The sequence below is a fragment of the Amycolatopsis vastitatis genome (genome assembly GCF_002234595.1).
Classification (GTDB): domain Bacteria; phylum Actinomycetota; class Actinomycetes; order Mycobacteriales; family Pseudonocardiaceae; genus Amycolatopsis; species Amycolatopsis vastitatis.
The window spans coordinates 208,190-220,520 of the sequence record NZ_NMUL01000010.1; the positions used below are offsets into that span (position 1 = coordinate 208,190).

A 12,331-nucleotide genomic window follows, 5' to 3' on the forward strand; every position below is an offset into this window, starting at 1 on the left:
CGACACCGGGACTCACTCACATCGGCATGGCCGGACGTGAGCACGTGGCTGTCTCCTGCGAGCGCGAGAACGTCGGTGAAGTCCTTCAGCCTGATCCGGCCGTCATCGGGCAGCCGGCGGCACCCGTCTTGGGTAATGGCCCGCTCAATTCAGGGGAGTAGCGTCGTGGGGATGACGGGCCGGTGGCCGTTGGTCGGGCGGGACGGGGAAATCGCGGCGCTGCATGACGCATTGTCCGGCCTGGCCGCCCGCGCCGTCGTTCTGGCCGGGCCTGCCGGCGTCGGCAAGACCCGGTTGGCCGAGGAGTTCGCGGAACAGGCCGGGGCGTCCGGCCGGGTGACGTGCTGGGTGACCGGGACGAAAGCGATGGCCTCGATGGCTTTCGGGGCCATCGCGCATCTGTTGCCGGCCTCCGGCGCGGAGGCGCCGTCGTCGGTGCAGGTCATGCGGACGGCCGTGGACGAGCTGGCCCGGCGAGCCGGCTCGGCGGGACTCGTGTTGTGCGTCGACGACGCCCACCTGCTTGACGCTTCCTCGGCGGCGCTGGTCCACACCGTTGCCCGGAACGGCTTCGGGTTTGTGGTGGCGACTGTGCGTACCGGCGAACCGGCGCCGGATCCGGTGGTGGCGCTGTGGAAGGACGGCCTCGGCCCCCGCGTCGATCTGCCGTCGCTGTCCCGTTCGCAGACGGCGCGTCTGCTGACCGAGGTCCTCGGCGGGCAGGTGGACACCGCGACCGGGTACCGGCTGTGGCGCAGCACGAGGGGCAACGCGCTGTACCTGAGGGAGCTGGTGTCGGCCGGGGTGGAGCAGGGACTGCTGGGTGTGCGCGGCGGAGTTTGGTCGTGGACGGGGGCACTGGCGTGCGGCGAACGTCTCGGCGAGCTGATCCGGCAACGAGTCGGCGAAGTCGACCGCGAACAGCGGGACGTTTTGGAGCTCCTGGCGCTCGCCGAGCCCGTCGGCCCGGCGTTCCTGGGCGGCGATCCGGCGGTGCTGGAAACGCTGGAACGCCGGGGCCTGGTCACCGTGACGATGGAGGGGCGCCGCTGCGTCGTGCGGCTGGCGCATCCGCTGTACGGGGAAACATTGCGGGCGGGCATGGGCACGGTGCGCCGCCGCACGCTGCACACGCGGCTGGCCGACACCCTCGCCGCGTGCGGAGCCCGCCGGCACGACGACGTGCTGCGCCTGGCCAAGTGGCGGCTCGACGGCGGTGGCGCGGCCCCCGGCGCGTTGCTGGCGGGCGCGCGGCAGGCCCGTGCGTTGTCCGACCACGGCCTGGCCGAGCGCCTGGCGGCCGCCGCGCTGACCGCCGGCGCGGGCCGGGAGGCGGCGATCCAGCTCGCCGACGCGCTGTTCTGGCAGGACAAGTTCGCCGAAGCGGGCCGTGTCCTGGACGAGCTGGTGCCGGAGGCCGGGCACGCGGGCGGGTGGGAGGCCATCGTCACCGGCTCCTGCCTGTTCTGGGGCCTGGGCGAGGTCGACCGGGCCGACAAGGTGCTTTCCGCCCATCGGGGTTCCGCCCAGGTCGCGGCGCACTGGGCGTCGTTGCTGATGTTCAACGGACGCGCCGCCGAAGCGCTGGCTTTGGCCGAGCCGATCCTGGCTTCGGCGGACCACGACGACGTGGCGCGGGCCCGGGCGCTGGTCGCCGCCATCCCGGCCTGGGCGCTCCTGGGCCGGGCTGACACCGCAGTCGCCGCGGCCGGGGAAGGCTTGGCGATGGCGGCTCAGGTGGCCGATGACGAACCGGTGTTCCGAGGGTACGTGGTGGCGGGACAGGCGACCGCGTACTGGCTGCTCGGCGATCTGGACGCGATGGAAGATCTCGTCCGTCCCGCCTACGAAGACGTCGCACGCCGCCCGGACGAGCTCGACGGGTTGTGGGCGTTGCAGCTGGCCCGGGTGACCTTGGCCCGGGGGAAACCCCGGAGCGCGCTGCGGCTGTGCCAGGAGGCGGCCACGCGGTTGCGCCGGCACGACGTGGTCAACCAGCTACCGTCCTCCCTGGCCACGGCGGCGATGGCCCACGCGCTGCTCGGTGAGGCGGAGAAAGCGACGCGCGCCGCCAGTGCCGGGCAGCAGACCCTGCGCCCCGCTGTCCGCGTGGTGGACACGGAGCTGCTGCTGGCCCGGGCGTGGGCCGCCGCGGCCCGTGGCGAACGGACCTCCGCTCGCCGGCTCGCCATGACCGCAGCCGACCACGCCGCCGGCCTCGGACACCGGCCGTCTCAGGCGTGGGCCCTGCACGAGGCGCTGCGCTTCGGGCAGCCGGACGTCCCGACGGCGCCGCCGGCCGACGGCCCGCTGGTGAAGCTTTACGCCGACCACGCAGCGGCCGCCGACGGCCCGTCGCTCGACTCCTGCGCCGAGCGGTTCGCGGCGGCCGGCTTCCTCCTGCTGGCGGCCGAAACCGCCGCCGAGGCCGCCCTCGCCCACGAACACGACCGGGCCGCCCGCGAGTCCCGGCGGAAAGCGCGGGTGTGGGCAAGCCATTGCGAGGGAGCATCGACCGCGCTCCTGCGCACCGTGGCGACGCCGCAGGTCACCGCGATCAGCGAACGGGAGCGAGAAATCGCCGAACTGGTCGCCCGAGGGCTCTCCAACCGGCAGATTGCCGACCTGCTCGTCATCTCCGTCCGGACAGTCGGCAACCACCTCCACCACATCTACACCAAGCTCGGCATCGACAACCGGACCGAACTGGCCGCGCTACTGCGCGCCGTCCGCTGAGGCGCCGGCCGGCGAGGCACCCTCGCCGGCCGGGCTTCCCGCTGGTCAGGCGAGCAGCTCGAACACGTCGCAGCCGAAGAACATCCACTTCTGGTTGCTGGAGTTGTTCAGGATCCAGTACTGCCATGTCGCAGCGTCGTAGTCCACGGCGACTTGGAACGACACGGTGGCGGCACCCCGCGCCTGGGTGCTGGTCCGGCTGATCGTGCCGTCCCGGTCGGTCAACCGGTAGTCCGTCGTGCCGGGAGCCCCGTCGCCCTGCACCTGGCAGTCCAACCGGTAGCGGTGGGCATTGCCGTCCGGAATCCGGATGAACGTTTCGACGATCCCTTTGGCGCTCGGCGGAATGACTTCGGGGTCGAACAGCGCTCCCTGGACGCCGATTACGTACACGCCCACCATGGAGAGCTGCAGGTCGGCGTTGATCCAGTTCGTGACGCTGATCCGGCCGAGATTCCGCTCGGCAGGCTGCGCCTGCGCGCTGGCCCCTTGGCCACTGAGAACACCGACGACGAGCAGCGCCGAAAGGGCGCCGCCGAGCCGCTTCACATTCATGAGGAACCTTCTTTCGCTCGAGGTCGCCTCATCGTGAACGGACGCGTGGCGCACGTCATGAGTCGGTGGCTACTCATTGTCGATCCGCGGCCCGGAGGCGTAAAGCCAGACAGCGCGCCACCAGCCGGACTGGTGGCGCGCTGTTCCCCCTCGTTCCTCCCCGGACGAGACCGGCCGCTCCCGGGGTGGTCAGTAGATGATGTCGATCTGGGTGGCGCGGACGGATTCGGGAACCGGGCACTGCACGTCGGTGCGGCCGTTGCCGTAGAACCAGGATGAGTACCGCGTGTCGCCCCAGGTGCACGACACGTGGAGCCGCCAGTGGCTGGAGCCGCTCACTCCGGTGCACGAGCCCCAGGCCCAGTTGGTGGTGCCCGAGTCGATGCCGCTGTAGCAGGGGCCGGCGCTCGCCGAAGCGGTGCCCGCGCCCGCGAGGCTCACGGCGCCGGCCGCCGCGATCGCGGCCGCGCCTGCCGCCATCCGCCGCGTCAGGCGGGCGCGCCCGCCTTGCCGGTCGAATTTCCGCGGTGAGGAGCTCTGTGCAGTGTTCATTCCGCACTCCTGCAGTGATTCCGGGCCGGATAGCCGTGGGATGGTGTTGCCGACGTTAGGTGCCGGATGTGCTCGCTCCGGGTGCTGGTGCACGCCGGTCTTTTCGTGCACGGGACGGCCGGTTGACGTGAGCGTCGAGTCGACTGAATGGTTGATTGCGGCACGGGTGTGCGGGGCGCATCGTTCACGGGATGGGAAAACGGGGTGCTCGGCGACTGGCCTGGTTGTTGCGGACAAACAGGATGCTGGGCGCTGATCCGGAGTTCCGTTCCGCCCACCGGTTCGCCGACGCTTTTCGCACGGACTCGGCGAAAGCCCTGGCGCCGTCGCAGATCAGCCGGTGGGAGAATGCCCACACCGCCGTCGACGAGGCGGCGGTGGCGCGGTACGAGACGCTCTTGCAGCTGCCTCGGTACCATTTGACCGCTGTTCACGAGGCAAGCAGCCGGTTCTTCGGGCACACACCCGTGCGGCGGTCTCCGTCCACCGACGGGCCGCGGGATTTGCACGACCTGCTCGACCGCGCGTGCGGTGCGGCGATGACCGGTCCTGACTGGCGCCGGCTGACCCGGTTGATCAGCGACCGGCCGGGTTTGGTGCTGCACCCCCTCCACCTGTGGGAAACGATCGCTCACCATCTGCTCACCGAGCTGGCCGTGGCCGAGGGTGACGCGTGGCTGGTCCGGCAGGAAGCGATGAGTGTGCTGCTCGAGCATCCGGCCGGCACCGACCCGGCCACCGCGGTCTGCATCGCCATGGCGGACGCCCGGGACAGCCCCGTCGTCATCGACCCGATTTCCCTGCTGGACAACAGCCGGTCGCCCACTGCCGCCCGCTACGTGATCGAGCAGGTCCGGCAGCCCCGGAGCTGGCCCGCGTGGGAAGGAGCGCTGCTGGCGGCGGCCGCCAAGGCTCGACGCGGTCATTTCACGCCCGCGCAGCTGGCCGACCTGGCCGCCGCGACGTCGGACCCGGCCGCGGCTTCGGCGCACCCCACGATCGCACCGCTGGTCGAAGACGTACGAGCTGTCCTCGCTCATGACGTGCGGCGACCGGTAGCCCCCGAAAAGGCGGCGGTGTGCCGGCGGCTGGGTCTGACCGCTCAGGCCGGTGCCGCGGCGGACGTCCACGAAGAAGACACCCTCTTCGCGGAGCTGATCCGGGAGTCGCTGTTCGATCACAACCCGGATCGTCGCCTCTACACCGGGTTTCTCATCGCGGCGACGCCCTACCGCCAGCCTCTGGCCAAGGCCATAGCCGACGAGCTGAGCCGCAGCCGCGGCCAGGATCGTGCGCTCTTCGTGGAACGGGGTTTGCGCCTGGTGTCGCGGCTTCGAGCACCGCAGCACCGCGTCTTCGTCCGCAGCCTGTTGCTGGACGCGACGTTGTCACCCCGAGCCCGCCATGCCGCGGCGTGGGCCTCGGTCCACAGCACTGGCCGGCTCGACGAGCCGACCTGGCGGTCGATCGTCGAGTGCCAGCTGAACCTGTGCACCGCACGTCCGTCACCCCTGGACGAGGACATCGTGCGCGGACTCGTGTACTCGATCGGCACGGACAGCCACCACCGTCTTCTCCGCCACCTGTGCACGGACGCCCGGCTGAGCACCAGCGCACGACGGCTCGCGGGGTGGTGGGATGAACACCCGCGTCCCCTGACCGACCCACCGTCACAATGACGGGTGGTGCCCGTGACCGTGGTCTCAGCTGACGGGGTTGTCCGGGCAGGCTTGGGGTCGGCAGGGCTGCCTGCGCCTCATGCCGCTCGGTCCGTCAGGATCGCGCTCATCACCACCTCGAAGAGGTGCTCGGCGCGCGTCTCGAGCCCGGGTTGGTCGCCGAGCCAGGCGAGCGAGGAGGCCAGGGCGAACAGGTCGGCGCCGTCGAGGTCGGCGCGCGCCACGTCCGCGGCCTGGGCGCGGGTGAGGAGCCGGGTGCCGGCCGCGCGCATGGTGACGCAGGAGTTGTGGAGCGCGGATTGGGGATCCTCGATCGCCCTGATCATCGACGTCACCACGCCGCGGTAGTTCGTGGTGCACGCGACGAAGTCGCGCAGCCACAACATCAGCGCGTCCCCGGGTGAGCTCGTGGTCTCGACCTCGGCTGCCCGTGTGGTCAGCTCGTCGAAGCTCGTGCGGAGCAGGGCCTCGAGCAGCGACTCCCGCGTCGGGAAATGACGCAGCAGCGTCGCCAGCCCGACCCCGGCCTGGCGGGCGATGTCGCGCATCGACGCCTCGGCGCCCTGTTCGGTGATGACGGCGCCGGCGACGTCCAGCAGACGGTCGTGGTTGGCCCGGGCATCCGCCCTCATCTGCCCTCCCTGGAACATCCGGATCACTGACCCGTATAGTCGGATCAGTGATCCGGAAAAACGGACCTCTGGTTCACTTAGTTTACCTGGCGACAGAAGCAGGAGAGACAGCTATGCCAGCGAAGACCATGAACGCGATCCGGCTGCACGAGTTCGGCGGCCCCGAGGTGCTGCGTCACGAGGAGGCACCCGTCCCTGAACCGGCGCCTGGTGAGGTGCTCGTCCGCGTGCACGCGGTCGGCATCAACCCTCCGGACTGGTACTCGCGTGAAGGGATGCCCGACGTCCCTGCCGAGCTGAAGCCCCCGGTCGAGCTCCCGCTGATCCCGGGAACCGACGTCTCGGGGGTCGTGGAAGCCGTCGCCGCCGACGTCGCCGGCTTCTCCGTCGGGGACGAAGTGTTCGGTCTCCTGCGCTTCCCCACTTCCCTCCAGGGCAGCGCGTACGCCGAGTACGTCACCGCGCCGGCGTCGGACTTCGCCCGCAAGCCGGCTGCCATCGACCACGTGCGGGCCGCCGCCCTGCCCATGTCGGGGTTGACCGCGTGGCAGTTCCTGATCGAGCTCGGGCACGACCACCCCTCGCCGTTCCAGGAAGCCCAGCACCGCCCGATCGCACTCGGCAGCGGGACCACGGTCCTCGTCAACGGCGCGGCCGGTGGCGTGGGTCACCTCGCTCTGCAGCTGGCCAAGTGGAAGGGTGCCCGCGTCATCGCGGTGGCTTCCGGCGCCCACGAGGCGTTCCTGCGCGAGCTCGGTGCCGACGAGTTCATCGATTACACCCGGGTCCGCCCCGAGGAGGTCGTCCGTGACCTCGACCTCGTCCTCGACACGGTCGGCGGCCCCGGCAGCAGGCGCTTCCTGCGCACCCTCAAGCGCGGCGGGTCTCTCTACCCGGTGTACTTCGGCGAGTTCGACGACGACGAGAACGCCGAGCTGGGCATCACGGTCACGGCCGCCCAGGTCCGCTCGAACGGCGCCCAGCTCGCCGAACTCGGCCGCCTGCTCGCGGACGGCACGATCAAGGTGGCGATCGACAGCACCTTCCCGCTCAAGGACGCCCAGGCGGCGCACGAGCGAGCTGCCCAGGGGCACCTCCGGGGCAAGATCGTGCTGACGGTCGCATGAGCGCGAAGGCCGCCCCCGGCTGGGGAAGCGCTTCCTTCCCGGCGATCCGTCCGGGCGAGGTGGCACTCGACCCGGCCGGGCAGTTCGCCGTCCACCAGGCGCTGGCTCGCTATGCCTTTGCCCTGGACCAGCAGGACGCGGAGGCGCTGGCAGCCGTCCTGACCGAGGACGCGACGTGGGCGTTCATGATCGCCGGTGAGAGCGAACTCGGGCCCGTCGCCGGACGCGAAGCGATCCTGGAGTTCGCGCGAGGCGCGTGGGGTGCGGAGACCGACCAGCGGCGGCACAACCTGGTCAACGTGGTCTTCCGCAGTGCGGACGCCGGCACGGCGCTGGTGCACGCCTATCTCATGCTGACGTCGAACGCGGGCGGGAACTCGAGCGTGATCGCGACCGGCTTCTACACCTTCCGGCTCGAACACGCCGGAGGCGAGTGGCGGCTCGCCGAGCTGTTCCTCGGCACGGACAACGCCTGGTAGCGATCGGCGACGCAGATCGAAGGAGAATGCTGATCGGGATACTCCTCCGGGACCGGCCCGCGAGTCCGTCTCGCGGGCCGGTCCGGTGGGGGATGTCGGTCCGAACCTGCGGATGTCTTACCGGTGGGTTCCCGCCCCGCTTACCGAGATGGTGTCGCCGGCGATTTCGGAAGGCGCCGTCGATGACCGACGCGGGGCCGGCACGGTTGCCACAGCCAGGCCCGCCAGCAGGAGACCGGCACCCGCACCCGCGGGCCACGGGAGGTGTTCGCCGAGGAAGGCGAGGCCCAGTACCGCCGCGACGAGCGGCTCGGCCAGGCTCAGCGTTCCGGCCGTCGCCGCGGTGACGTGCCGGAGTCCCGACACGAAGAGCAGGTAGCCGAATGCGGTGGCCGGGACCGCGAGCCAGCCGATCAGGGCGAGGGTGTTCGGTTCGGTGAGCCGGGACAGGTCGCCGGTGAAGGGCAGGATCATCGCGCCGCCGGAGATGAGCGTGGCGGAGACCGCGACCAGAATGGGCGCGGCGCTGTCCATGAGCCGTTTTGCCGCGACGGTGTAGATGCCGTAGCAGATCCCGCCGGCTATCCCGAGCAGCACGCCGGTGGCGTCGATGTGGACGGTCGCGCCCGGCAGCAGCAGGAGCGCGGTGCCGGCGACCGCCGCGACGGTTCCGAACAGCCAGGGCCGGGTGAGCCGTTCGCCTCCGGCCACCCGGGCCAGGACGCCGACGGCGGGCGGCGCGACGCCCAGGGCGACGACGGTGGAGAGCGCGGCTCCGGTGCGGGCGACGGAGCTGAGGAAGGCGGCCTGGTAGGCCGCGGTCGATGCCGCGGCGAGCAGGAGCCAGCCCAGGGTGGGGCCGTGGCCGAGCGCGCGCCATCGGCCGAGGTCGCCGCGGCCGCGGGCGATGACCAGGCCGAGCAGGACGACGCCGCCGACAACGAGGCGGGCGGCGCCGAGCGCGAGTGGGCCGGCGTTCGAAGCCGCCAGGACCTGGGCCGGGCCGACCGTGCCCCACAGAACCGCGGCGCCCAGGACTGCCGCCGCGCCCCGCGCGGCGGTACTACTCATTCGTGCGGTCATGTAATCCGAAGCTAGCCGCTAGGATCCCTGGATGCCCAAGCAGCCGAACTTCTCACCAGTGAATTCGGAGATCTCGAAACTTGATGCGCTCGACCTGTCGCTTCTGGGTCTGCTGCAGAACGATGCACGGCTGACCAACCGGCAGCTCGCGGCCCGTACCGGTGTGGCACCGTCGACGTCGCTGGACCGCGTGCGTGGCCTGGTCGGGCGCGGGGTGATCGCCGGCTTCCACGCGGAGGTGGACTTGGCCGCGATCGGGCGGCCGGTCCAGGCGCTGATCGCCATCCGGATCCGGCCGCCGTCCCGGCAGCGGATCGAGGCCTTCCGGGACTGGGTTCTGACGCTGCCTGAGGTGCTCGGCCTGTTCGTGACCAGCGGGACCGAGGATTTCCTGATCCACGTCGGGGTCTCCGACACCAACGGGCTCTACGCCTTCGTGATCGACCGGCTGACCGAACGTCCGGAGGTCGCCGACGTGCGCACGTCGGTCGTGTACGAGTACGTGCGGTCACGGCCGGTCGAACCTCTTCGGAGCGAAACCGGGTAGCGAGCCGGCCACGGGCTTCGCCGCGGTACTCAAGGCCCCTCGACCGTCGTGGTGTTCGACGGCAACCCGGGTTTCCCGCGCGCCCGGCTCACGGTGCCACGGTGTCCGGCGGGGACCAGCCCGGGAGCAGCTCGACCACTTCCCCCAGCAAGCGGCGGAGCTGCCGGTAGTTCTCGTCGCCGAGTGACTGCTGGAGGTAGCCGTCGAGGTCGGCCATGAGCCGGTTGGCGCCGGCCAGTTCACCGCGGCCGCGGTCGGTGAGGTGCAGTTCCTGCACGTTGCCGTGTCGCGGGTGCGATCGGCGCTCGATCCAGCCGCGGCCGGAGAGCTTGCTCACCAGTGCGGCGATCGCCTGGGGCGTCACGCCGACGACCCGGGCCAGTTCGGCGCCGGTCAGCCCCGGTGTGACCTGGAGGTTCGCCAGTACGGCGTACAGCGACCCGGAGACACCGAGCTTGCGCAGGGGCGGCTCCTTCGTGGCCTGCAAAGCCAAGTCCGCGCGCCGCAGCAGAGACACCACGCGGCTGAGCACTTCCTGGTTCTGGGCAGCTGAGTCCTCGGTCACGATGGTCAAGAGTACGGCACCTTGATCCTCGATCAGACGTTGATCTGTATCAAGAAGTTTACTACAGTGAAGATGTTGGATCGCGGACGACGGGGAAGTGCCATGGACGAAACGAATCCGGAGCAGATCGACCGGATCCTGCAGCAGCTGGCCGACGCGTTCGGAGGGCAGCTCCGTTCGCCGGTGCTGCGCACGCCCGCGGACGTCGGCCTGGACTACGAGGACGTCTCGTTCCCGGCCACCGACGGAACCGCGCTCGAAGGCTGGTACATCCCGGCGGCCGGCTCCGGCGAGGTGGTCATCGCCAACCACCCCATGGGATTCACCCGCTCCGGTCTGCCCGCCGACACCGAGCCCTGGAAGTCCATCTGGAGCTCCAGCGGGAACGACTTCGCGGTGGACCTGATGCCGGACTACCGGATCCTGCACGACGCCGGGTACAACGTCCTCGCCTACGACCTGCGCAACCACGGCCTCAGTGCCGCGGCGAACGGCGGGATCGCTTCCAGCGGCATCTACGAGGCACGCGACGTGATCGGCTCGGTGCAGTACATCAGGAACCGCCCGGACACGCGACGGATGCCGATCGGCCTGTTCAGCCGGTGCCTCGGCTGCAGCGCGACGTTCGCCGCCATGACGCAGGACCCGCGGGCGTTCGCCGGGGTGCGCTGCCTGGTCGGCCCGCAGCCGGTGACCATGAAGACCATCATGACCCGGCGCATGGGAATTCTGGGCGTGCCGGCCACCGCCATCGACGAGTTCGAGCGGCGCCTGGTCATGCGGACCGGAATCCCGTTCGCCCGGCGAGTGCCGCAGGAATGGGCGAAGGGCGTCCTCGTCCCGGCCTTCCTCTATCAGGTGCGCGACGACGTCCTGACCGTTCCCGAGGACGTGCAGGCGATGTTCGACAACATCCCGGTCGCCGACAAGAAGCTGCAGTGGATCACCGGCACCACCAGGCGCTGGGACGGCTACCTCGAATTCCAGCGTCGCCCGGAACCGGTGCTGGCCTGGTTCGCCCAGCACATGTCCTGACTTCCTCCCGCAATTCACCAGGAGATTCCCTTGATCGTCGTCACCGCCCCCACCGGCACCATCGGCAGTCAGGTGGTCGGCAATGTGCTCGCCGCCGGCCAGCCCGTGCGCGTCATCGTCCGCGACCCCGCCAAGCTTTCCCCGGGCGTTCGCGAGAACGTCGAAGTCGTCCGAGGGTCGCACGGAGACCCGGACGTGCTCGCCGAGGCTTTCGCCGACGCGGATGCGGTGTTCTGGCTCGTCCCGCCCGCACCGGATGCTCCCAGTGTCGAAGCCGCCTACGTCGGCTTCAGCCGGCCGGCTGCCGAAGCCATCGCCAAGTACGACGTCGGTCACGTCGTCGGCATCTCGGCACTGGGCCGCGGTACGGACCTCGCCGAGCACGCCGGTCTGGTCACCGGCTCCTTGCACATGGACGACCTCATTGCCGGCACGGGCACGAACTACCGGGCGCTGGTCATGCCTTCGTTCATGGAAAACCTGCTGAACTCGGTCCGGGCGATCAAGACGCAGGGCCTGCTGACGTCGGTGATCTCCGGCGACCGGAAACTGCCCACGGTCGCCTCGCGGGACATCGCGGCGATTGCCGCCAGGCTGCTGGTGGAGCGCGACTGGAGCGGGTTCGAAGAGGTCGCCGTTCTCGGCCCGGAGGAACTGTCCTTCGAGGACATGGCCGCCGTCGTCTCCGACGTCGTCGGCGAACCGATCCGGTTCGAGCAGATCACCCCGCAAGTCCTCACGTCACGCCTGACCGGGTTCGGGATGGGTGTCCCGCTCGCCCAGGGCATGGCGGACATGATGGTCGCCAAGGACGGGGGCCTGGACAACGCCGCCGAAGCGGACCCGGCGTTCGAGACCCCCACGACCTTCCGCCAGTGGTGCGAGGACGTTTTCAAGCCGGCGTACGAGGCGGTCTGAGCCATGACCGCGTACGAGCTGCGGATCTACGAAGCCGCGACCGGGAAGATGGCTCTGCTCAAGGACGCGTTGCGGGAACTCGCCGCCCCGTTGATGGCCGAGTACGGAATGCGGATCGCCGGACTGTGGTCGACCACCGACGACCGCGTTCTCTATTGGGTCGTCGAACACCACGGGACCGGCGACCCCGACGCGAACTGGCACGGTTTCCACGAGGATCCGCGCTGGACGAAGGGCCTCGCCGAACGCACCAAGGGGGACTCGTTCGTCGCCGGCACGCAGAGCATCCCGTTGGCAGGAGTCGCGGGTTTCCCGCCGTGGTGAGATCCGCACTCCAGCCACTTGTCAGGAACCTGTAAGGAATACTCGTTCTATTGCCGGTTCGCGATAGGGTCTGTTTGGGTGGCGGTGCACGTGAAGTAC

13 protein-coding genes are annotated in these 12,331 nt (G+C 70.3%); 8 read left to right on the forward strand and 5 right to left on the reverse strand.

All coding sequences use genetic code 11. From position 1 onward, the window contains the following. Positions 1-171: 171 nt before the first annotated feature. Positions 172-2,736, forward strand: a complete 2,565-nt coding sequence (locus CF165_RS13400; RefSeq protein ID WP_158226775.1) for a LuxR C-terminal-related transcriptional regulator — start codon at positions 172-174, stop codon at positions 2,734-2,736. 45 nt (positions 2,737-2,781) lie between these two features. Here the strand turns inward: CF165_RS13400 and CF165_RS13405 are convergent, their stop codons facing one another. Both CF165_RS13405 and CF165_RS13410 read right to left on the reverse strand, forming a co-directional pair. Next, on the reverse strand, positions 2,782-3,285 hold the full coding sequence (locus CF165_RS13405; RefSeq protein WP_093947821.1) for a hypothetical protein: 504 nt from the start codon (positions 3,283-3,285) through the stop codon (positions 2,782-2,784). A gap of 195 nt (positions 3,286-3,480) precedes the next feature. Further along, the gene (locus CF165_RS13410; protein ID WP_093947822.1) at positions 3,481-3,843 is read right to left on the reverse strand and encodes a hypothetical protein; all 363 of its coding nucleotides are present in this window, start codon (positions 3,841-3,843) and stop codon (positions 3,481-3,483) included. 242 nt (positions 3,844-4,085) lie between these two features. On the opposite strand from CF165_RS13410, the gene CF165_RS13415 reads away from it, so the two are divergent. Continuing rightward, entirely contained in the window at positions 4,086-5,522 is a 1,437-nt protein-coding gene (locus CF165_RS13415) for a hypothetical protein (protein WP_093947823.1), read from the forward strand. A 77-nt stretch (positions 5,523-5,599) separates the two neighbouring features. Here the strand turns inward: CF165_RS13415 and CF165_RS13420 are convergent, their stop codons facing one another. Then, positions 5,600-6,154: a TetR/AcrR family transcriptional regulator gene (locus CF165_RS13420; protein WP_093947824.1), complete on the reverse strand. Its 555-nt coding sequence runs from the start codon at positions 6,152-6,154 to the stop codon at positions 5,600-5,602. A 113-nt stretch (positions 6,155-6,267) separates the two neighbouring features. Here CF165_RS13420 and CF165_RS13425 point away from each other — a divergent pair, with 113 nt between their 5' ends. Together CF165_RS13425 and CF165_RS13430 are read left to right on the forward strand one after the other, a co-directional pair. Next, positions 6,268-7,281 (forward strand): NADP-dependent oxidoreductase, encoded by a 1,014-nt coding sequence (locus CF165_RS13425; RefSeq protein WP_093947825.1) that lies wholly within the window; start codon positions 6,268-6,270, stop codon positions 7,279-7,281. Beyond that, positions 7,278-7,760 carry a nuclear transport factor 2 family protein gene (locus CF165_RS13430; RefSeq protein ID WP_093947826.1) on the forward strand — a complete coding sequence of 161 codons (483 nt, stop codon included), beginning with the start codon at positions 7,278-7,280 and terminating at the stop codon, positions 7,758-7,760. The genes CF165_RS13425 and CF165_RS13430 overlap by 4 nt, the downstream gene beginning before the upstream one ends. Before the next feature lie 117 nt (positions 7,761-7,877). Here CF165_RS13430 and CF165_RS13435 read toward each other — a convergent pair whose 3' ends face one another. Next, positions 7,878-8,831 (reverse strand): DMT family transporter, encoded by a 954-nt coding sequence (locus CF165_RS13435; protein ID WP_093947827.1) that lies wholly within the window; start codon positions 8,829-8,831, stop codon positions 7,878-7,880. Positions 8,832-8,874: 43 nt separating this feature from the next. Here CF165_RS13435 and CF165_RS13440 point away from each other — a divergent pair, with 43 nt between their 5' ends. Next, positions 8,875-9,390 carry an Lrp/AsnC family transcriptional regulator gene (locus tag CF165_RS13440; RefSeq protein ID WP_093947828.1) on the forward strand — a complete coding sequence of 172 codons (516 nt, stop codon included), beginning with the start codon at positions 8,875-8,877 and terminating at the stop codon, positions 9,388-9,390. Positions 9,391-9,478: 88 nt separating this feature from the next. On the opposite strand, the gene CF165_RS13445 is transcribed toward CF165_RS13440, so the two are convergent. Further along, positions 9,479-9,955, reverse strand: a complete 477-nt coding sequence (locus tag CF165_RS13445; protein WP_240521580.1) for a MarR family winged helix-turn-helix transcriptional regulator — start codon at positions 9,953-9,955, stop codon at positions 9,479-9,481. Positions 9,956-10,057: 102 nt separating this feature from the next. Here CF165_RS13445 and CF165_RS13450 point away from each other — a divergent pair, with 102 nt between their 5' ends. From CF165_RS13450 to CF165_RS13460, 3 genes are read left to right on the forward strand one after another with little or no spacing between them, the layout of a single operon-like run. Beyond that, positions 10,058-10,990 (forward strand): alpha/beta hydrolase, encoded by a 933-nt coding sequence (locus tag CF165_RS13450; protein ID WP_093947829.1) that lies wholly within the window; start codon positions 10,058-10,060, stop codon positions 10,988-10,990. Between the two features lie 30 nt (positions 10,991-11,020). Continuing rightward, positions 11,021-11,908, forward strand: a complete 888-nt coding sequence (locus CF165_RS13455) for an NmrA family NAD(P)-binding protein (protein WP_093947830.1) — start codon at positions 11,021-11,023, stop codon at positions 11,906-11,908. Between the two features lie 3 nt (positions 11,909-11,911). Beyond that, complete coding sequence (locus CF165_RS13460) at positions 11,912-12,232, forward strand: NIPSNAP family protein (RefSeq protein ID WP_093947831.1); 321 nt, start codon at positions 11,912-11,914, stop codon at positions 12,230-12,232. Positions 12,233-12,331: the final 99 nt, after the last annotated feature.